We start from the raw sequence: 20,356 nt of genomic DNA, 5'->3' as shown, positions 1-20,356 counted from the left end.
GATCCACCTCTTCCCATCCCGAACAGAGAAGTTAAGCCCGTTAGCGCCGATGGTACTGCCGAAAGGTGGGAGAGTAGGTCGATGCCAAATTTAGAGAGAGCGAGTTCAAATGACTCGCTCTTTTTTTGTCTGAACTTTTCATTTTTAATTTTCAATTTTTCATTTTCAATTGTTTATGTATCTTTGTCGCGATGAGAATACGGACGAATATCATATCGATAGGTTTAATCCTGTTAGCGTTGTTTATGATCGCGATATATTTGATTGGTAAAAAAATCAGCGATGTTGGTAATGATATGAACAATGCAAACGTGAGGGAAGCTTCACGTTACCGGGCGGAGTCCGTGGCTTATGAATTTCGAAAAACGGAGGAATTACAACGTTTGGCTAGGGAGTTTTTCGGGCGTACGGAATCCTATAATGAAGTGGATTTGTTTTCTCTTTTGAAGACCATGTTGCAGTTAGACCCGAAATTGAGCAGAACGTGGTTTTTTCGGGGAACAAAGGATTCGTTGCGTATATTGGAACGTAATAGTGAGTCCTTTCGTCGTATGAAACTCTCGGGGAGCGAGTTGAAATATATGTACACTTTACTTGACACGATGAGAGAGCATCATTATAGCGGGACGTACACGGAGAATGGCAAAATATACTGGACGACGATTGAAACGATAGAACCGGCGGTTTCCCGAAAAGCTCTTTTCGGTTTTGATATTTTGCTAACGGATTTGCATTCTTATTTTGCCGAGGCTAGCGGAAAAGTTTCCAGTTACGTGTTTATCGTGAACGAGCAAGGGGTATTGCTATCTCATCCGGATGAAAGGTTGTTGGGGTCATCTCCTTTCCAGCAGGAAGAGCTAGATACCTTGAGGGAGGTGATGAAGACGAAGCATGAAGTGGAGATGATGGTGCATTCTGTTTTCTTGTCTTCCCCGGTACTTCGTATTTATTATCCCTTGACAATCGGCGAGGAGAATTGGGTAATAGCCGTGAACGTACCCCAGTATGGAAATAGAGAGATTTTGGATGAATTTCATCGTTATACGTTGATGATAGCTTTGATTACGATCGTGATATTTGCGGTGTTGCTTTTCTTCGCTCAGCATAAATGGCGTAAAGAGTATCGGTTGAGACGGAAAATAGAGCGGGAGTCAATGGAACTGCATTTACAGCAATTGAAAAACCAGATTAACCCGCATTTCTTATTTAATTCCTTGAATTCTTTGAGCGTACTGATCGGTACGGATTCTGTCTTGGCGAAAGAGTTCGTGTTGAAGTTATCTAAAGTATATCGTTATTTGCTGGAAACGAGGAATGAAAGTTTGTCTACTATAAAGGAGGAGATCGATTTTACCCGGCAATATTATTTTTTGCAGAAGATACGTTTCGGTGAACAGTTAGAGTTAACGATTGACGTCTCTCTAGCCTGTCTGGACGCGAAAATACCTTCCATGAGTTTACAAATGCTGGTTGAGAACGCTATCAAACATAACCAGATCACGATGCAGAGTCCATTGCATATTCACATCCATGATGGTGAAGATTGGTTGATAGTGAGTAATAATTACCAACCTCGAGGGGAATCCGGCGAAGCCTCGATGGGCGTGGGATTTGAGCGAATCCGTACTATTTACGAGTTTTATTCCCGTGAAAAATTTGTATATGGTTGTCAAAATGGTTATTACGTGTGCAAATTGCCTCTTTTGAGAAATGATTTATAACTAAAAATCGAACTTTCACTCCGTTTTTTCGGGGATTCACTCCTATTTTATTTTTATTCGGCGAAATCTGTCTTAATATTGTATAGCATCAAAGATTTAGGTCAGATTTAACGAATAAATAAAGTATGGCAAAAACAAAGACATTTATCTTAGGCGTGACAATGATCGTGGCATTATTGTTACTTTCCATGACGGGATATTCTCGTGAAAGACAAAAGAAAAAAAAGTCTGAAGAAAAAACGGAAGTAGCCAGTAAGGATACTTATGGTGAATTAGTAAAAAAGGCAAAGGTTGCCGAAGGAGTGATCAAAATTCTGACGGTGGAGAATGATTATTATTTCGAGATCGCCGATTCATTGATGGGACGTGATCTCTTGATCGTGAATAAAGTGTCGGGAGTGCCTTACGAATTGAATGATGCAGGGTTGAATCGAGGAATGGAATATGATGATAAACTAATCCGTTTCTATAAAGACGAGAAGTTGAATAAAGTATGGGTGACAACCTATAATCCGAGAGTAAGTGCGCCGGAAGGAGATGCGATAGCGGAATCGGTGAAGGCGAATTACCGGGAGTCGGTGATCGAGTATTTCCCGATCGAGGCATACGGGAAAGATTCGGCATCCGTGGTGATTAAAGTAAATAAGATATTTGACGGAAGCGAGAAAAGTTTTAATGATGTATATAATAGTATCTCTTTGGGGGGAGCGATAAAGACAAATTTATCAAAGATATTGAGTGTGAAAGTGTTCCCTGAGAATGTGGTGGTGAAAGCGCTGATGACGACGTCAGTGGTAGATGGTGGCGTGGCTGTCCCTTTGACCGTAGAGACGACAACGAACTTGGTGTTGTTGCCGGAAGTGCCGATGAAGCCGCGTTTCGCGGATCCCCGTGTAGGGTTCTTCACGACGGAGCATGCTTATTTTAATGATGCGCAACAAAAAGTAGAAAAACGGGAGTTCGTCCACCGTTGGCGGTTGGAACCGAAGCCGGAAGATGTAGAGAAATATAATAGAGGAGAGGTGGTAGAGCCTGTTAAACCGATTGTGTTTTATATCGATCCTTCAACCCCGAAACAGTGGAGGGAGGAAATAAAGGCAGGAGTATTGGATTGGCAGGCAGCATTCGAGGCAGCAGGTTTCAAAAATGCTGTTATCGCGAAGGATGTCCCCGAGGGTGATGAAGATTTCGATATAGATGATGTTCGTTATTCTGTCATCACCTATGCGGCATCTGAGCAGGCGAACGCTATGGGACCTTCTGTTGTGGATCCCCGTTCCGGTGAGATTATAGAGGCTGACGTGGTATGGTGGCATAACGTGATGTCATTGCTTCATTCATGGATACAAGTTCAAACGGGACCGATAGACCCGAGAGCACGGGGAAATAAATTGAGTGACGAGCATATGGCTAGTGCTATTCGTTTCGTGTCATCGCACGAAGTTGGTCACACGTTCGGGTTGAAGCATAATATGGGTGCCTCCTCGTCTTTCCCTGTGGATTCATTGAGATCCCCGAGTTTTACCTCGAAGATGGGGGGCACGGCAAGTTCTATCATGGATTATGCCCGTTTTAATTACGTGGCACAACCTGGAGATGGTGTCGTGGCTATTACTCCTAAGATTGGAATATATGATAAATTTGCTATTAATTGGGCTTATCGTTGGTTAGACACGGAAACACCGCAAGAGGAGTTGCCGATTTTGAACGGCTGGATTCGGGAACACGAGGATGATCCGATGTATTGGTACGGGGAGCAACAAGACCCGAAAGACCCAATCGACCCGCGATCACAAGATGAAGACCTGGGTGATGATGTTGTGAAAGCGAATCGTTACGGGATTATGAACTTGAAGCGAATCGTGCCGAATATTATCACGTGGACGGAAGAAGAAGGAGAAGGATTCACGCAAGCTGGCAGGTTGTTGATGGCAGTGATTAACCAATGGAAAATGTATGCCGGACACGTGACGGCAAACGTGGGTGGTATATATATAAACAATCCGGTGATGGGTAGTTCAGAGGATCGTTACGTTCCCGTGCCGAGAGAGAGACAGAAGGAGAGCGTGAAATATTTGATCGATGAAGTATTTATCGTGCCGGATTGGTTGTTTGGAGCAGAGGTGTGGAAGAAGAGTTACCCGATACAAATGGGTGTAGAATATTCTCCTTACACGGTGGCACGAGAGATGCAGTACGCTACGTTCTATAATTTGTTGAAAGACGATCGCCTGATGCGTATGTTTGATGCGGAAGCGACTTTAGGACGTGCTAAATGTTATACTCCCGAGGAGATGTTCGCGGATATTCACAAAGTTATATTCGCCAGTTCTAATGCGGGAAAGAACCTGTCACTTTATGAAAGGATGACACAGAAGAACTTTATCGATGCCATCATTGTGAGTTCAAATAAAGCCGTGGAGAAAACAACAAAGAAGGCTTTACACAATACAAACGCATGTTGCTTTGCCTCAAAAGAAGCTGCGTTTAAAATAGAACCTAGAGAAGACGCTCAATTGAGAATTTTGCATTTCACTTCCATGGGACGGGTATCTGAGGCGGTGTCCGTGAAAAGAGGTGAGTTGTTGAAAGTTCTGAAATTGGCGGAAAGTAAGCGAAACACGGGCAACGTTGAAACGAGAAATCATTATGAAGATTTGATTATCCGTATCAAGGAAGCTTTGAACATGAGATAATTATTATACCTTTAACATACGAAGTAAACAAATGAACATGAGAAAATTTTTATTATTGATTGCGTTATTCTGTCCGCTTTGGTTGCTCGCTCAGAACGAGGGAGACTACCGAACAATTAAGGGCGTGGTAATGGATTCCGTTACGAACGAGACTTTGATTGGAGCGACAGTGGTTATAGATCCGGATGCCCCGGAGTCCAAGAATTTGGGACCTAAAGGAACAATCACGGATATTGATGGAAATTTTGAATTGAAAGTTCCGAAAGCCGTGAATTACGTGGTAATTAGTTTTATCGGGTATAAACCCTTGAAACTGGACATCTCTAAAAAGACGGAGTTCAAGGTGCTTTTACAACCGGATTTGGAGCAGTTGGAGGAAGTGGTGGTGACTGGGTATCAAAAAATAGAGAAACGAAAAGCTACCTCTGCAATTCAAACTGTAAAGATGGATGATATAAAACGAATAGGAGTTGCCAGTATCGATCAACTATTGGAAGGACAGGTTGCGGGTATGACTTCAATCCCCACGAATGGAGCTCCGGGTGCACCTAATAAAATGCGTATTCGTAGTACGGTGTCTTTGAGTGGGAGTACGGATCCGCTGTGGGTTATGGATGGTATGATTTTGGAAGGGAATGATATTCCGACAGATTTTAATAGTAAAGATAATATTGATGAATTATATAATACATCTATCGGAGGTGTTAATCCTTCGGATATTCAAGATATCACGATATTAAAGGATGCGGCGGCAACTGCAATTTATGGTGCTCGTGCTGCAAATGGTGTAATTGTTATAACGACGAAAAAAGGCTCTAGGGGAAAACCTCGGGTGAATTTTTCAGGAGGAGTATTTTATACATTAAAGCCGGATTTGGATAAGTTGAATTTAATGAATGCTTCAGAAAAAGTTGATTTTGAGTTAGATTTAGCTTCTCGTTCAGATTTGGATTATCGGAGTGATTATGGAGAGGTTGCTCGAATATTAAAAAGACACGATCAGTTAGGAGTTCTTCGGGAAAATGGATTTGGAGGATTATCCTCTGATGCTCAATCTGAGATTAATGCATTACGTAATATTAACACGAATTGGGGGGATGTCATTTATCGGAATGCAGTGAATCAACAATATAATATTAGTGTTTCGGGAGGTTCTGATTTCGCTAGATATTATTTTTCAGGTGGTTATTATAACGAAGAGGGTACTACAAGAAATACGGGATTTGAGCGTTATAATATAACGATGAAAACAGATTTTGATATAATTCCGAATTTGAATGTAGGAGTTTCTTTATTTGTAACTGATAGTAAACGGAATAGTTATTTGACAGATGCAGATGCGTTTATAAATCCGGCGAACTATTCTCGAAATGCAAACCCTTATTTGAAATTAAGAGATGAGAATGGCGATTATGTCTATGATCAGGATATAGAAGGATATAGTGGGAGGTATGTGAAGTTTAATTATTTGGAAGAGATGAATAATACGAAATATACCTTAAAAAATAGATCCATAAAACCGATGCTTTCTTTAAATTATAAGGTCGCTTCATGGTTAAATCTTTCTACACAATTTGGTATGCAATTGGAACATACCAGTTCTGAAAAGATTGCAGATAAAGAAACTTATTATGTCCGTAAATATAGAGAAAGAACGAGAGTAAACGATGGAACATATTTTCTCCCGGATGGAGGTATTATTCAAAATGCTACAACTGATATGAATCAATACCAATGGAAATTACAAGGAGAGTTTAATAAATATTTTGCAGAAAAGCACGAAGTGAATGTGATGGCTGGATTGGAAATGAGGGGAAATAAGACAACAACGATTCAGACTAAAGGGTTTGGGTATGATCCAAATTCCTTGACAACGAAGCCTCTAGTTTTTCCTACAGGAAGTACAGCTGTTGATGAAGCGGCATTCCGTCAATATCAGAAAAGTTTTGCGGAAGATAGATTCTTGTCTTATTACATGACGGCTTCCTATGCTTATGATAATCGATATGTATTTTTTGGAAGTTTGCGTTACGATGGTTCAAATATGTTCGGTGTCGATCGTAAATATAAATATCTGCCTTTATGGTCTGTATCCGGGGCGTGGAATATAAATAGAGAAGAATTTATGCGTGATGTAGAGTGGCTATCGAACTTGAAATTGCGAGCATCTTACGGTATTCAAGGAAATGTAGATAAAAACACGTCACCAGAACTTGTTGGTAGCTGGGGAAATGTTACGATTTTACCGGGTGAGAGCGAACCAAATATTTCAGTTGATTCTCCTCCAAATCAATATTTACGTTGGGAGAAAACAAGAAACTGGAATGGTGGCTTGGATGTTGCTGTACTTGATAATCGGGTAGCTTTGAGTTTGGATGTGTACCATCGTTTAAGTAAGGATCTTATTGGTTTACGGTCTTTGCCTGGCGAAAATGGGTTTAATTTTTCAAATATGAACTGGGCAAGATTAACTAATAAAGGTTTTGAGTTTTCTTTATCAACTGTGAATATTCAAACAAAGAATTTCAAATGGTCGATGGACTTTAATATCGCACATAATAAAAGTGTAATTAATAAGATTAATGTTCGGGAAAATTCATATGAACCTTCTCGAGAAGGGTATTCTGTTGGTGCTGTATTTTCTTTGAAAACAGCTGGTTTGGATGAAAACGGGATGCAGATGTTCTATAATAAACAAGGACAAAAAGTTTCGTTTAATGAATTTTATCAATTGAGAGAAGGATCTCAAATGGGAGGTTTCATAACCTTTTTGGAAAGTGGATTGTCTGCAGAACAATATCGTGATTTATATACTTATGAGGGAACAACGGAACCGAAATTTACGGGAGGTTGGATAAATAAATTCCGTTATCGTAATTTTGATTTAACTATTGCAGCTTCATTTATTTTGGACCAAACAGTACAAGAAACTCCGTTCTATAATCCGGCAACTACATCGCCTGGACAGAATTATTCGAATAGGATGTTCCAAATATGGTCTCCAAGTAATCCGAATGGGAAATATGCACGGTTGATCGGTACTAATACAGAAGGAGAAAAAAATTGGGGTTACCAATGGTTACAGGTGAAAGATCCGGGAAACTCATATAGGAGTTATGATATATGGTTTAAGCAAATGAGCTATATGCGTATTAATAGTATTCGCTTGGGGTATAATATCCCAGAAGAAATAATGAGAAAAATAGGTTTTGCTGCAGCTCGAATTAGCTTTGAATCTAGGAATCCTTTTGTTTTTGGGGGAAGTTACAAAGGTTATTTCGATCCGGAGACTTATGGAAGTATTTATGCGCAGCCTTTGGCAAAAACGTTTTCTTGTGGTATAGACTTGACCTTTTAATTAATTTAGTATGATGAAATATATACAATCTGTAATAATATCTTTGGTTATGTTCACGTCATGTAACTATTTGGACGTGGAACCAGTAGGCAAAGTGATACCTGATGAAGTTTCCGAATTTAGGGCTTTATTAGCATCGGCTTATTCAACTTATCCTAGATATAAACATTATCTGACCGTACGTTCGGATGAAGTATTCCCTTATATATATGGATTGTCTTATGACAATTATATTGATATGGCTACGTGGAAAGACGAGAGTGATGATCCTCTCACGTATGATTATCCTTGGCAACAAATGTATAGAATGATCTTTTATGCGAATAGTATAATTGATGGAGTATTGGATGCGAAAGTAGACGTGACTGATGATACTAGAGAACAAATTTTGGCAGAAGCTTATTGTTTACGGGCTTATACGCATTTTGAATTACTGAATCTCTATGCGAAGCAATATACGAGAGAAACAGCTTCATCTGATAAAGGTGTCCCTATTGTTTTGAAAGTGGATATAGATCAAAATTTTCCAAGAGCAACAGTGGAAGAGGTGTATACTCAAATACTGAAAGATATAGAAGAAGCTGAGAAATATATGCAACTAGATGAGCAACCGGCTTCTACACGTTACCGTTTTTCTAAGAAGTCATTAAAAGCTTTGGAGGCTAGAGTTCGTTTATATCGGGGAGAATGGGATTTGGCACAGGCGGCAGCGGAAGAAATTCTTCCTCAGTGTGCATTGACCGATATGGTCGCAGATGTTGAGGCTAAACCTTGGGCTTATGATTCACAAGAAGCTATTTTGTCATTAGAACAGGTTTCAAATGTGGATATTGTAGATGATATGACAATGCTTTGGAATATTGGCGATAAATATAACTCTGGGCAAGAGAATGATACTTATAAAGATACTCGGGTTAACCGTTATTTTAGAGTATCATATAGTGGGTATATTCCTAATAAAGGTACGGCGCTAAGTGATAAGGTTACTTTTAGAAGTTCTGAAATTTATTTGATTGCAGCTGAAGCTGCTGCAAGGCAAACGGGAAAGCTTGATGTTGCAAGGGGGTATTTGTTGTCAGTGATGAAAAATCGTTTAATTGCCAGTTATTATGATGAGAAAAAGGTTGAAATAGAGAAAATGAATCAGGAGCAATTAATAAACGAAATTATGGATGAACGAGCTCGGGAACTCGTATTCGAAGGACATCGTTGGTATGATTTGCGTCGTACAACACGTCCCGAAATTGTGAAAACTTATTATAATGAAGAATTTGAAGAGTTTACCGCAACATTGTATGCTGATGATCCCAAATATACTATTCCTTTCCCAAAAGAGGCAATTGAAAATAATCCTAATTTGATAGATTAGGTTGTATGTTTTAGGTTTATTAGTGGTTGGAAGCGCAGAGGAAAAATCCTCTGCGTTTGCTTTTTTGCTTTCGTGAACTATTTTCTATATTTTTGTAGATACGGAATCGGGGATGTACCCTGATGGGTATTTATAAAAATAGCCTATGAATGCAGTTATTATTGAAGACGAGTATCTTGCAGCTTCGGAGTTGGAGAGGTTGTTGGGGGAGGTGGCTCCGGATGTTGTTATTTTGGCGAAGTTGGGTTCGGTGAGCGAGAGCGTGGCGTGGTTGCGGAAGAATAAAGTGGATGTGATTTTTATGGATATTCATCTGGGGGACGGGCAGAGTTTTGATATTTTTGGGCAGGTGGAGATCACGGTGCCGGTAATTTTTATCACGGCATATGACGAGTACGCGTTAAAGGCGTTTAAGTACCAGGGGATAGATTATATTTTGAAACCGTTTGATAAGGAAGAGTTAGTGCAGGCATTGGGTAAATTGGACTCGCTTTCTGCTGCAAATGTTCCTTTCCCGGCGGCTTCATTAACCGTGTACCAAGAGCGTTTCCTCGTGACCGTGGGTACCAAGATGAAGTCCGTGACGATCGGGGATGTGGCTTATTTTATGGCAGACGGGAAGTATTTGGTGCTTTTTACCCGGGACGGGCAGAATTATATCCTCGACCAAACGATCAGCGGGATCGAGTCGAAATTGAACCCCGCTCGTTTCTTCAAGATTAACCGGAAGTTTATTATCAGCTATGATGCTATCAAGGAAATGGTGAAATATTCCAATAGTAGGATTAAGATTATTTTGTCGCCATTGCCGCCAAGTGGGATTGAAGCTATCGTGAGTTCGGAGCGGATTCAGGAGTTCAAGCAGTGGCTGAACCAATAACGAAAAGACTGTGCCCTTGCGAGCACAGTCTGTCCCTATTGATTACCTAGTTGTTTTTGTTTATTTAGTTTCCCATAAACACGATACCCAAGCTAAGCGTGAAGTTTTGCATGGCTTCTACTTTCCCGGCTTTCGTGCCGTAGGTGTATTTAGCCCCGATGTTGAATGCAAACTGGTCGTTAACTGGGATAATTGTACCTATTTCAGGAGCGAAGGCGAATTGCCATTTGGAGTTGGTGGAGCTGAATTGTCCCACGTCTAACTTCATTTCCGTCCAGCTTGTACCGACGCCTAGTCCGAAATAAGGTCTGAACGTGCTATTCTGATCCGTGAACCAGTAACGCCCGATTGCCATGATGGGCACAGTATTGACGTAGCGGTATTGATAACCGGTGATGGTGTGAATGTCATTGCTGCCTTTAAATCTAAAGTTGCCACTTATTTTTCCTTTGTCTTTGTAGAAGGTATTCCAGCCGATCATACCTCCGACGGAGAATTTCTCTCCTAGGAAATGGTGGTATTCGAGATCCATGCCTCTGAAACTCATTTTACTTGCGAAATCGTGCATTTTGCCAACCGGAACAGACATCTGGTAGTTCAAGTTCAGCATTTGTCCTTTTACTAATGGGCTTAACCCGAATAGTATAAGTGATATTATTAATAACTTTCTCATAATCGTTTGAATTTTAAATTGACAATTAGTGATCTACTCTATTGTGCCTGTTTTTTCAAGTAAGGTGATTGAACGAAACATTGGTCGATGGTTGATTCCATCCTGTCAAGAATAGATTGCGCGGAGCCTTGTAACAAGCCGTCAGCAACTCCACTCCAGAGTACCGGAATCTTTTTCTCTGAGCTTGTCGGAGCCGTTTGGTTTGCCGCAATCATGTCGATCACGATAGAACCGCTTCTGTAAGAGTATACGGCAACAGGATTCCACGGGTAAGAAGGTCCCCAACCCGGTCCCCAGGTCGGTCCCCAAACCCAGTTCCATCCCGGATACCAACCCCAGTAGTTGTACCAGTAGTCGTTGGCGTAGTAATAATTCACGTTAGAGAAAGCTGATACGGTGACAATGAAACTCGGCTGCACATCACTTTCGCTTTGCGGGTCAATGTAGGTGTAACCCAGTTGAGTGAAATTGTCTTTTACCAGTTGTAAGATTTGTGGGTCATAAGTGTGGTTCGGTGTTTCCCCTTGAGCCACGAAGTAGACAATCGTATCGGGAAGTGAGAATGTAGTATACTTGGAGAAGTCTGCATTCTTGTCATAATTGGTTATGGCAACATCCATCTCCTTCACTGTGTCTGCGCCTCCCGGGTAACATGAGACCAGAAACTGTGCAAACAGTCCGATGCATGATAAAAAAAGTAAACGTTTCATACTGTGTTAGTTTTAGTTTAACAATTGTTGCTAATATATTTTATCTACAACGAGATAATCATTACAAGCGATGAGTATCAAGTTCTTGATCACTTGTGTGAGGTTGTATACGCCAACGTGGGCGATAGGTTTCAGCTTCGCCAATTTATTTTTTACATAGGTCTGTAAGCTAATCTATTCGGGGGTTGTGGCTAAGATCAGGCGGTATTTATGGTCTTTGGCGATATTCATTACTTTCACGATTTGCTCCAGTGGCACGGATTTATCAGCCTGGAGAGAAATGCAGGGATCGTCTTGTTCTTTTAATTCTTCCACGAGCCGACGCTCGAGCATCGAGAAAGGGATTACCTTTTCGTTCAAGTAGAACGTGTAGTTTTTGTCAATGGACACGACCACGATAGGTCTGTCGGAAGTTTGGTTCGTGCTTTCCGGTAACAGTAATCTTAAGGCGTTCGGGTTGATCAAGGTGGATGAAACCATGAAAAAGATCAACAATAGGAATACAATGTCGGTCATGGACGACATGTTGAAATTCGGGTTGATTTTACTTTTGCGTTTGATTGCCATGACAAAAAAAGTTGAAAATTTAAAGTTATTTTTTTAGATGGAGAAGGTCGATGAGTTCGGAGGAGTGGTGTTCGATGGTGAGGACGATTTTATCGATTCTTGCGACTAGAAAGTTATAAGCCAACTGTCCGATGATACCAACGATAAGTCCTGCCACGGTAGTGATCATTGCCGTGTAAATACCTCTGGACAGGAGAGTGATGTCAATGTTACTTCCTGCCATTGCCATATCATAGAAAGCTTGCACCATGCCGACCACGGTTCCGAGAAAACCGATCATGGGGGCAACTCCGGCACAGGTGGCTAACGTGGGCAGGCCTCTCTCCAACAAGGCGACCTCGTAGTTGGCGGTGTCTTCCATTGCCTGGCGGATTTCACTCGGGATTTCCCCTTGCATGGTGATTCCCTTGGCGATTGTTTTTGCCAACGGGCTTGCTTCTGCTTCACATTCGGCGAGCACGGCTTTGGTGTTGTTGTTTTGGATGTATTCCCGAATTTTCTGCATGAAGGTCGCATCATTTATACCCGTTTTGCGGAGTAGCCAATAACGTTCGCAAGCGATGTAAATAGCTATGATAGAGAGTATAAAGATGGGGATCATTAGCCAGCCGCCTTTGACAACCATTCCCCACAAGCTCATGTCTGTGTCTGCTGCCGGGGTGGCAAGGATTATAAATGTTGTGTACACCATACGTTTTTCATTTTGTCGTGCGAAGATAAAAACTTAAAGTTAAAAACTAAAAGATAAGAGGTAAAAGTTTAGTGATTGCCAATAGGGTGATTCTTTAAACACAAAATCATCAAATCGGCAATCACGAAACTTTTAGCCTTTTCGTTTCCTTATCTGGATCTGATTTCTTTCCTCATAAATGAGGCATAAGATAGGGCGAAACAGATTACAGTGGCAGCAATTAGTCCCGTGAGTTGAGGCCAGACTACCATCAAGCTTTGCCCGAGTGGCAGCGGACTAGGGATTGCACCGTGCACCTGTTCCATTGTTAGCGGTCCAAGACTTCTTACCGAGGGCATCAGCAACGTGGTGGTAGCTTCGTTGAAAAGCATACTTGGAGCGAAACGCAGCAGGTTGAGCATGAATTTCTGGTAACTGATGATCTGGTACGTGCTTGCCATTGCCGAGGGGCTGATGGCTTTCCCTACCAGGTTGACAATCATGTTGTAGAATACACTGAAAAACAACCATACTGCTATGCATGCCAGTGCAGAGGTGGCAGCCTGTTTGAATTTGATCGAGAAGAATATCGACAAATTTAACCAGAATGCCACGTAAACGATGCTTACCCCGATAAAGCAGATAATACGCGAGAACTCTTCGGCTGTTGGGGGTATCCCGATGGCGATTAACCCGAATCCCATGACCAGCAGTGCCAACGTTAGCAACATAACCCCGATGACGATCAAGGCGCCCATGAATTTGGCATTAATGAGGTAATCCCTGTGTATGGGTTGGGATAGTACCCGGCTCAGCGTTCCTTTGTTTTGCTCGGAGTTGATGGCATCGAAACCTAATCCAATCCCGAGCAAGGGCCCCAGAAAGCTGATGAAGATCACGAAAGAGGGCAACGTCCCGTCAGATGCGGTAAAGAGTTTCAAGAAAAGAAACGAACCGTCTGGATCATTGGGTTTTATTGCAGCCCCGATGTTGGTCAGTGCCGTGTATAGTGAACCCATGCAGGTTAGCGCAATGATGGCAATCAAGATGATGAACCTCCAACTTCTGACGTGGTCGGCAACTTCCTTACGGACGATCACCCAAAACGGACTTTGAATTTTATTCATGGCTTTTTCCTCCTCCGAAATAACGGTTATACATATTCTCGAGCCCGTGTTCTTCGCTTTGCAGTTCTTCGATGTTTACTTCTGCCAGTAATTTTCCCCCTCCGAACAATCCAACCCGGTCGCAGATCTGCTGTACTTGATCCAGATGGTGGGAGGAGAAAAGCACGGTTAGCCCGTTTTCGTCTCTCAGTTGCCGGATGAGATCCATGAACTCTTGTACCCCGGCGGGATCTATTCCGGACGTGGGTTCATCAAGGATAATGACTTCCGGGTTTTTGATTAATACATCGGCAAGACCGAGTCGCTGCCGCATTCCCCGGGAATATTTTCCCGCCTTTTTCTTCGTGTCCAAGGGTAACCCGACCCGTTCGAGTAATTCCCGTGCTTTTGCCTGAGCTTTTTTCTCGTCGATCCGGTTGAGGCGTGCTGTATAGAGCAAGTTCTCGATACCGGTCATGTCGTCGTAGAAGCCCACGTCTTCGGGCAAGTACCCTACCTTCTCCCGTACTTGTATGGGATTTCGGGTGGAGTCGATACCGCATACTTTTACGTCGCCCGAGGTGGGATCTGTCAACCCGAGCATCATTAGTATTGTGGTGGATTTCCCGGCACCGTTCGGTCCTAGTATGCCGAAGATCTCTCCTTTGCGTACGGTAAGGTTGATACGGTCTACAGCGGAGAATTTCCCGTATTGTTTGGTTAAATCATGGAGTTCTATGATAGGCTCGTGCATGATTTACCTCCTTCCATATTTGCGGAATAGGAAGTACACGCATCCTAGTGCAACCAGAATGACCAATACACCCATCCATCCCCAGATCATAGGTGTTCTTACTGCAATACGAAAATCTGCCGATGAGTTGACCTCCGGGGTCTTGGCAGAGATCTTAGTTACATAGTCCCCCGGAAGGGCTTTCTTGGATGCCTTCACGATGGCAACGGCATTGGCTGTTTCCCCGGCTTTCAGACGATCTATTTTCACGGGTTCGAATGTAACTTCCCAATCTGCGGGTTTGTTAGCGGAAAGTTGGATGTCTTTTAGTTCTGCCGATCCCGTGTTTTTGATCACGAGGTCGAGGCGTTTCGTATCGCCTGCCGTGATTTCGGCACTAAGTAAGCCGCGGGGAGTGGTTAATTCCATCTGGTAAGTACCTGTGATGACAACTTCGAGTTGCAGGTCTGCTGATGTAGTGCTAGTTGCAGCTCGAACGGGAATTTTGTATGTTCCTGCCTCCACGTTGGCGGGAGGGGTAATGTCTATCGTGATGTTTTGGGTTGCGTTAGGTTCCACTTGCGCGGAAGTTGCTTGCTTGTAATTAGCTTTGAAGACCGCATTCCACCCCCGGGGGGCTTGAGCCATAAGAGCGTAGAGTTGTTGGTCGGCGGTTTGGTTTTTCAACGTGGCGTTGAACGTGAAAGTCGATTTCGAGTTCCCTTGCATATTGGGTTGGTTCGTCGTGAAATCCGTTTGGTAAGTACCCTGTTTTGAAACGGTTATTGATAAGGGAAGTTCGCCCAGCCCCTCTGCCGCGACGGTGAATCGGTAGGTGCCTTTGTTTACTTTCAACGGGATGTCTACCTTCAGGGAGAAGTTCTTTTTTTCTTTCGGGAGTACGGAGAGCTGGTTCACGATCCACGTTCCGGCTTTGATCTCGTACTTCCATCCCCGGGGCATTCCCTTGATGGTAATGTCGGCGTTTTTTACTTTGTCGCTGTTGTTGATGACGTCAATACTGTAATTAATAGATTCTCCCGGCGGCACGGCTATTTTCGTGTAGGGAGTGTACAGAATCACCTTTTTTTCGGGTTCTGATGCCTGCATTTTGAAGGGAAGAACTCCCGTGAGCAGGATGAGTAACAGACTTAAATAATTTGCACGCATTGTTGTAAAAATTACGTTAGATATTTAATTTATTATTCTCACTACATCGCTTACAAATTTAATTACTATGAGTATTATATAATTTTAAAAGATCGGAAAAAAGTTTATGGAGAAGCTATGGTATCCCCGGGGTGGCAGGAAATAAAAAGAGCCTGTTATGACAGGCTCTTTATGTATGAATGAAAAAAATGAACAGAATAATCAGAGAAGTAAGATCACGCTGGCAGACAAGGTGCTGATACAAATCCATAGGACAATACCGAGCAGGATTGGTTTGAATCCGACTTGTTTGATTGTATCTTTAGAAAGTCCGGCGCCGATCAGGAACAGTGTAAACAACATTCCTACCTTGGCGAAGCTGACGATCTCCGTGTAGAGATGGTTCCATTGCGGGGTATAGGTTGCGACGATCATGGCAATGACGTACAGGAATATGAAATAAGGTATCGAAATTTTTGATTTCTTGTTTGTTCCTTTGTTGTAAAAGAATGCGGCGATAAGCGATATCGGGATAATCCATAAAGCTCGTATCAGTTTGGTCGTGGTAGCAATGACCAACGCTTCGTTGCTGTATGTTTTGGCGGCTCCAACCACGGAACTCGTGTCGTGGATGGCAATGGCACACCAGTATCCGAATTGATGGTCGTTCATTTCCAACCAACGCCCGAGGGGGGGGAATATGAATAGAGCTACGGCGTTTAACATGAAGATGGTTCCCATGGCAACCGTGATGTCTTTGTCTTTAGCCCCGATTACTGGTGCCAAAGCTGCAATAGCACTTCCGCCGCAGATGGCTGTACCCCCGGAAACGAGAAACCCCGTGTCCCGTGCGACACGCAGTTTGCGTGTAAAGAAGAGTCCCAGTCCGATGGTGACCACGATGGAAACGATGGTGAACAGAATTCCGGTTTTCCCGGCTTCGATGGCTTGTCCCACGTTCATGCCGAATCCCAAGCCGACAACTGATATTTGTAGAAGAATATGGGTGACCCGGCTATTGATAGCCAAGAACGGGTGACCGATAGTCAGAGATAATATTAAACCTAATAAAAGGGCAAAGCCCGGATCAAGAAAAGGTACAAGAAACATCGCAACGATGAAGAGTACTTCTTTTTGGTTTGTGTTCAGATGAATTTTGTTCATGATCTATTTTAAATTTTGTTCGGTACAAAATTCTTCTAAATCTATGAATTTTGGAAATAAGAAATATTCAGAGGGTATTACTTAAAGATATAGGGTTAGCGTTACTTTTTTTATCCCGGTAATCGACCGGGCTTTTACCCGTGTGTCTTTTGAAATAGCGTGCCAGGTAAGACTGGTTGGGAAAATTCAGTCGGTTGGAAATTTCCTGGATAGTCATTTCCGTTGATTGTAACAATACCTTTATTTCCAGTGTGATATGTTTGTCAATAATCTCTTTTGCCGATTCGTTCGTGACTTTCCGTGTGATAACCGACAGGTAACGGGGTGAAATACACAATTCGTCGGCGTAGAAAGATACATCCTTTTGTTGAATGCAATGCTTTTGCACGAGGGAAATGAATGCGTGGAAAAGTTCCTCACTTCGATCATGTCCTTTCTTTTGTTGCCGGGTGAAGAATCTTTGTGTCTTGTCGTACATATTCAGAAAGAAGCATTGCAACAGGTTCTTGAGGATGGGGGTGCGGAACATATTTCGGGAGTCCCGGTACACGAGGGTAATCATGTTTATCAGTTCATTCACGAGTTCTATTCTCATCCTGTCGTCGTGGGTACACACGGGGTGATCTTTCAGGAAACCGAAAAAGGGGGCTTCCAGGCGAAAGGAGACTTCGTCCATTAATGCCTTAGAGAACGCAATATAGGTTACTTGAAAATCTTTTGACAAGTGGTTTATTGACAGTATTGTAGCCGGGAGAATCACAACCTCTGCATTGGGGCTAACCTTATGTTTTTTTAAATCAATCTCAATTTCTGCCGAACCGTTCCGGCAGAACAGGATCAACCCGTTGTCCAGCCTGAATGGACGGTCGAGGAACATATCCAAGTTGGAGGTTCCGGTTACGAGTGGTTCTTGGGTGGTGATGTAAAATGGCTCCATGTATTCTTGTTTTTGTACAAAAATAATGGAAAAAGATCATTTATCGAATGATTGGTTCTCAAAATGGACAACGACGAGCGGATAATGGAAATAACTGGTTGGGAACATCTCGGTATCTTTGTCTTCGAAAAAAGATGGATATATTGTATAACATGAAGAAATAATTAACGATTATGGTAAAAAATAGAAATTCAAAACTTTTCTTGCTACTTTTCACGGGTTCGCTGACAGCTTTCGGACCTGTTATGACGGATTTGTATTTGCCGGCATTCCCGCAGATACAGGAATATTTCGGGACATCGGTTTCGCTGGTGCAGTTGAGCCTGACATTTGGGATGCTGGGACTTGCCCTTGGGCAATTGTTCCTGGGTCCGATCAGTGATAAGTACGGGCGGGTTCGTCCGTTGGCATTCTCGCTGGGGGTGTTTTCGTTGGCGACTGTAGCTTGTATTTTTTCTCCCACGATTTATTTTTTTCTGTTCTTTCGCCTCGTGCAGGGTATATTCGGTGCGGGGTGCGTGGTGATCGCCCGCTCCGTTATCGTGGATTTGTACACGGGACGGGAGTTGTCCACGTTCTTTTCCCTGCTTGCAGGGATACAAGGCATTGCGCCTATCGCTGCGCCGATTCTGGGGGGAGTACTCATGAGCGTGACGGATTGGAGAGGTATTTTTGCCGTGTTGTTTGCCTTCGGTATGATTTTGTTTTTCACGACTTTTGCTTTTCGGGAATCACATACCAGGGAGAAACGTGTTCAGGGTAGCACGTTTTCTGCTTTGAAAGGTTTTGTTCCAATTTTAAAGAATCAGCGTTTTATGCGCTACGTGCTTACGCAATCTTTGGCTTTCGGGGTGTTCTTTGCTTATATCGCTGCTTCGCCTTTTATCTTTCAAACACATTATCAACTGTCCCCTGCGCTTTATAGTTTATGTTTCGGGGCAAATGCATTCTGTATTGTGATCGGGAGCGTGCTGGTTTCTTTCTTGAAAAATGAGCAGAAGGTTTTGTCACGGATGACTAAATTATTCTTGTTACTTAGCGTCTTCACCGCGGGAGCGTTGATAATGGAGATGGCTTTTTTCGTGGTGGAGGGAATGTTTGTTTTGCTCGCTTTCTGTTTTGGGACGATTATGCCGCCAACGACTTCTCTCGCATTGGATTTGGAAAGGACTAATTCGGGCTGTGCCTCGGCAATACTTGGTTTCTTCCAGTTTCTGTTCGGGAGTATTGTTTCCCCGCTGGTCGGAATCGGTAATATGTTCGTGACCACGGGTATTATTATATTCGTGTGTAGTTTGTTCGCCTTTCTTTTTTGCCCGAGGGCGGAAAAGAAAGAACAATATGTCTGATTTACTTTTGAATCATTTTCTTGCGAGCCTCGCAGAATCTTAACAGTAATTCGGCATAAGAGTCTATCTGTCCTTGTTTGTGGATGGCGTAAAGGGTTCGGGTGATCTCAAGGTCGTCCATGTCGACGATTTTGAGTATTCCACAAGCCAATTGATCCCGGATGGAGAAGATGGAAACCAGAGCGTAGCAATCCGAGTATTTCAAGTATTGTTTGATGCCTTCCGTACTCCCGATCACCATTTGTTGGTTTAGTTCGTTGACAGAAATCCCGGCGTTGGAGAGATGGCGTTGGATGATGTTGTAGGTTCCTGAACCTTTCTCCCGAACCACGAATTTTAATTCTTTTAGTTGTTCTTTGGTAATTGAGTCATGTGTCGTGTTTTTAGACGAGGTGACCAGTACAATCTCGTCTTTCAGGAAGGGGATGTAATGGATGTCCGATTGTGAAGGAGTACCCTCGATGAATGCGAGTTGAATGTTGCGGTTCAGGAGTTCCTGCTCTATCTGGGCTGTATTACCGCTAATCAAGTTGATCTTTATCTGGGGATAACGTTCCCGGAATTGTGCTAAAAGTTCGGGTAGAATGTATTGTGAGAGTGTGGTACTCGCCCCGATGTGGAGGGTACCGGAAAACTCTTCTTTCATGTGTTGCAGGTTGAACGTAATTGCACGCTCCCGCTCGATAAGGTCTTCGCTTTGTTCCAGCAGGTATTTTCCGGCAGGGGAGAGTGCCAGTCTTCCTTTTTCCCGTTCGAAGAGGGTTAGCCCCATTTCCCGTTCCAGTTCTTTGATGCTCTTGGACACGGCGGGTTGGGAAATCCGTAATATTTCCGCCGCTTTCGTGGTATTTAGGTTCTTTGCGGCGTGGTAGAATATGGTAAGTTTGTGGTCTAGCATCTTTATACTTGTTGAAATTCTTGTCAAAGGTAGTAATAATTTGTTGGGTTGAACGAGTATTTATTCCGGGTATTGTTTTATCGGGAGGTGGTGATATAGAATAATCCGACCCCGAAGGTGTAATCGGTTCGGTTTGGGTGGCATGGTGCAAACATCGATGAGATAAGCGTCGACGAGGGGAATAATGAAAAGTTAAACAAGGGAAGAGCCGCATCTAAATGGTGCGGCTTTTCGTTATACTAAATTCCTTACGTGTACTTTTTGCAGACCGTTGGAATATGAGAAAATATTTGTTTTTGTGAAGGTTTTTTAATATCTTGACGCCGTTTTTCTGGAACACTGGCACATTTATTGAATTCTAATTATCTGGATGAAA

16 protein-coding genes and 1 rRNA gene are annotated in these 20,356 nt (G+C 42.7%); 7 read left to right on the top strand and 10 right to left on the bottom strand.

Annotated elements, in window-relative coordinates:
• From rrf to BN8899_RS06105, 6 genes are all read left to right on the top strand, one after another.
• Positions 1–90, top strand: a 5S ribosomal RNA gene (gene rrf / locus BN8899_RS06130); the annotation flags it as partial.
• Between the two features lie 101 nt (positions 91–191).
• Positions 192–1,721 (top strand): histidine kinase, encoded by a 1,530-nt coding sequence (locus BN8899_RS06125; protein WP_148375294.1) that lies wholly within the window; start codon positions 192–194, stop codon positions 1,719–1,721.
• Between the two features lie 125 nt (positions 1,722–1,846).
• On the top strand, positions 1,847–4,417 hold the full coding sequence (locus BN8899_RS06120) for a zinc-dependent metalloprotease (RefSeq protein WP_187376784.1): 2,571 nt from the start codon (positions 1,847–1,849) through the stop codon (positions 4,415–4,417).
• A 37-nt stretch (positions 4,418–4,454) separates the two neighbouring features.
• Entirely contained in the window at positions 4,455–7,775 is a 3,321-nt protein-coding gene (locus BN8899_RS06115; RefSeq protein WP_026207869.1) for a SusC/RagA family TonB-linked outer membrane protein, read from the top strand.
• A gap of 10 nt (positions 7,776–7,785) precedes the next feature.
• Positions 7,786–9,144 (top strand): RagB/SusD family nutrient uptake outer membrane protein, encoded by a 1,359-nt coding sequence (locus BN8899_RS06110; protein WP_065218723.1) that lies wholly within the window; start codon positions 7,786–7,788, stop codon positions 9,142–9,144.
• Positions 9,145–9,289: 145 nt separating this feature from the next.
• Positions 9,290–10,024 (top strand): LytR/AlgR family response regulator transcription factor, encoded by a 735-nt coding sequence (locus BN8899_RS06105; RefSeq protein WP_018339447.1) that lies wholly within the window; start codon positions 9,290–9,292, stop codon positions 10,022–10,024.
• 64 nt (positions 10,025–10,088) lie between these two features.
• On the opposite strand, the gene BN8899_RS06100 is transcribed toward BN8899_RS06105, so the two are convergent.
• The 9 genes from BN8899_RS06100 to BN8899_RS06060 all read right to left on the bottom strand — a co-directional run bounded on the left by BN8899_RS06100 (position 10,089) and on the right by BN8899_RS06060 (position 17,733).
• Entirely contained in the window at positions 10,089–10,697 is a 609-nt protein-coding gene (locus BN8899_RS06100) for an outer membrane beta-barrel protein (RefSeq protein ID WP_026207867.1), read from the bottom strand.
• Between the two features lie 38 nt (positions 10,698–10,735).
• Positions 10,736–11,407 (bottom strand): DUF4136 domain-containing protein, encoded by a 672-nt coding sequence (locus BN8899_RS06095; protein ID WP_065218722.1) that lies wholly within the window; start codon positions 11,405–11,407, stop codon positions 10,736–10,738.
• A gap of 174 nt (positions 11,408–11,581) precedes the next feature.
• Entirely contained in the window at positions 11,582–11,974 is a 393-nt protein-coding gene (locus BN8899_RS06090; RefSeq protein ID WP_065218721.1) for an ExbD/TolR family protein, read from the bottom strand.
• Between the two features lie 25 nt (positions 11,975–11,999).
• A complete protein-coding gene (locus tag BN8899_RS06085; RefSeq protein ID WP_065218720.1) occupies positions 12,000–12,665 on the bottom strand; it encodes a MotA/TolQ/ExbB proton channel family protein in 666 nt (221 codons plus the stop codon).
• A 149-nt stretch (positions 12,666–12,814) separates the two neighbouring features.
• Entirely contained in the window at positions 12,815–13,771 is a 957-nt protein-coding gene (locus tag BN8899_RS06080; protein WP_065218719.1) for an ABC transporter permease, read from the bottom strand.
• Complete coding sequence (locus BN8899_RS06075) at positions 13,764–14,504, bottom strand: ABC transporter ATP-binding protein (RefSeq protein WP_018339440.1); 741 nt, start codon at positions 14,502–14,504, stop codon at positions 13,764–13,766. The genes BN8899_RS06080 and BN8899_RS06075 overlap by 8 nt, the downstream gene beginning before the upstream one ends.
• A 3-nt stretch (positions 14,505–14,507) precedes the next feature.
• Entirely contained in the window at positions 14,508–15,653 is a 1,146-nt protein-coding gene (locus tag BN8899_RS06070) for a COG1470 family protein (RefSeq protein ID WP_065218718.1), read from the bottom strand.
• A 201-nt stretch (positions 15,654–15,854) separates the two neighbouring features.
• Positions 15,855–16,796 (bottom strand): YeiH family protein, encoded by a 942-nt coding sequence (locus BN8899_RS06065; RefSeq protein WP_065218717.1) that lies wholly within the window; start codon positions 16,794–16,796, stop codon positions 15,855–15,857.
• 67 nt (positions 16,797–16,863) lie between these two features.
• Positions 16,864–17,733, bottom strand: coding sequence for a helix-turn-helix domain-containing protein (locus BN8899_RS06060; RefSeq protein WP_018339437.1), 870 nt, complete (start codon positions 17,731–17,733; stop codon positions 16,864–16,866).
• Positions 17,734–17,906: 173 nt separating this feature from the next.
• Here BN8899_RS06060 and BN8899_RS06055 point away from each other — a divergent pair, with 173 nt between their 5' ends.
• Entirely contained in the window at positions 17,907–19,082 is a 1,176-nt protein-coding gene (locus BN8899_RS06055; RefSeq protein WP_018339436.1) for a multidrug effflux MFS transporter, read from the top strand.
• A 1-nt stretch (position 19,083) separates the two neighbouring features.
• Here BN8899_RS06055 and BN8899_RS06050 read toward each other — a convergent pair whose 3' ends face one another.
• The gene (locus BN8899_RS06050) at positions 19,084–19,980 is read right to left on the bottom strand and encodes a LysR substrate-binding domain-containing protein (protein ID WP_018339435.1); all 897 of its coding nucleotides are present in this window, start codon (positions 19,978–19,980) and stop codon (positions 19,084–19,086) included.
• Positions 19,981–20,356: the final 376 nt, after the last annotated feature.

The organism is Butyricimonas sp. Marseille-P2440, from assembly GCF_900091675.1.
Classification (GTDB): Bacteria; Bacteroidota; Bacteroidia; order Bacteroidales; family Marinifilaceae; genus Butyricimonas; species Butyricimonas synergistica.
The sequence above is the reverse complement of the archived record's forward strand: the minus strand, read 5'-3'. Positions and strand labels throughout refer to the sequence as shown.

Bases quoted from the DNA above. Each gene is read 5' to 3' on its own strand.
- BN8899_RS06060 (WP_018339437.1), bottom strand. From the start codon at position 17,733: ATGGAGCCATTTTACATCACCACCCAAGAACCACTCGTAACCGGAACC.
- BN8899_RS06075 (WP_018339440.1), bottom strand. From the start codon at position 14,504: ATGCACGAGCCTATCATAGAACTCCATGATTTAACCAAACAATACGGG.
- BN8899_RS06080 (WP_065218719.1), bottom strand. From the start codon at position 13,771: ATGAATAAAATTCAAAGTCCGTTTTGGGTGATCGTCCGTAAGGAAGTT.
- BN8899_RS06090 (WP_065218721.1), bottom strand. From the start codon at position 11,974: ATGGCAATCAAACGCAAAAGTAAAATCAACCCGAATTTCAACATGTCG.
- BN8899_RS06095 (WP_065218722.1), bottom strand. From the start codon at position 11,407: ATGAAACGTTTACTTTTTTTATCATGCATCGGACTGTTTGCACAGTTT.
- BN8899_RS06100 (WP_026207867.1), bottom strand. From the start codon at position 10,697: ATGAGAAAGTTATTAATAATATCACTTATACTATTCGGGTTAAGCCCA.
- BN8899_RS06120 (WP_187376784.1), top strand. From the start codon at position 1,847: ATGGCAAAAACAAAGACATTTATCTTAGGCGTGACAATGATCGTGGCA.
- BN8899_RS06065 (WP_065218717.1), bottom strand. From the start codon at position 16,796: ATGAACAAAATTCATCTGAACACAAACCAAAAAGAAGTACTCTTCATC.
- BN8899_RS06070 (WP_065218718.1), bottom strand. From the start codon at position 15,653: ATGCGTGCAAATTATTTAAGTCTGTTACTCATCCTGCTCACGGGAGTT.
- BN8899_RS06050 (WP_018339435.1), bottom strand. From the start codon at position 19,980: ATGCTAGACCACAAACTTACCATATTCTACCACGCCGCAAAGAACCTA.
- BN8899_RS06125 (WP_148375294.1), top strand. From the start codon at position 192: ATGAGAATACGGACGAATATCATATCGATAGGTTTAATCCTGTTAGCG.
- BN8899_RS06110 (WP_065218723.1), top strand. From the start codon at position 7,786: ATGATGAAATATATACAATCTGTAATAATATCTTTGGTTATGTTCACG.
- BN8899_RS06105 (WP_018339447.1), top strand. From the start codon at position 9,290: ATGAATGCAGTTATTATTGAAGACGAGTATCTTGCAGCTTCGGAGTTG.
- BN8899_RS06115 (WP_026207869.1), top strand. From the start codon at position 4,455: ATGAGAAAATTTTTATTATTGATTGCGTTATTCTGTCCGCTTTGGTTG.
- BN8899_RS06085 (WP_065218720.1), bottom strand. From the start codon at position 12,665: ATGGTGTACACAACATTTATAATCCTTGCCACCCCGGCAGCAGACACA.
- BN8899_RS06055 (WP_018339436.1), top strand. From the start codon at position 17,907: ATGGTAAAAAATAGAAATTCAAAACTTTTCTTGCTACTTTTCACGGGT.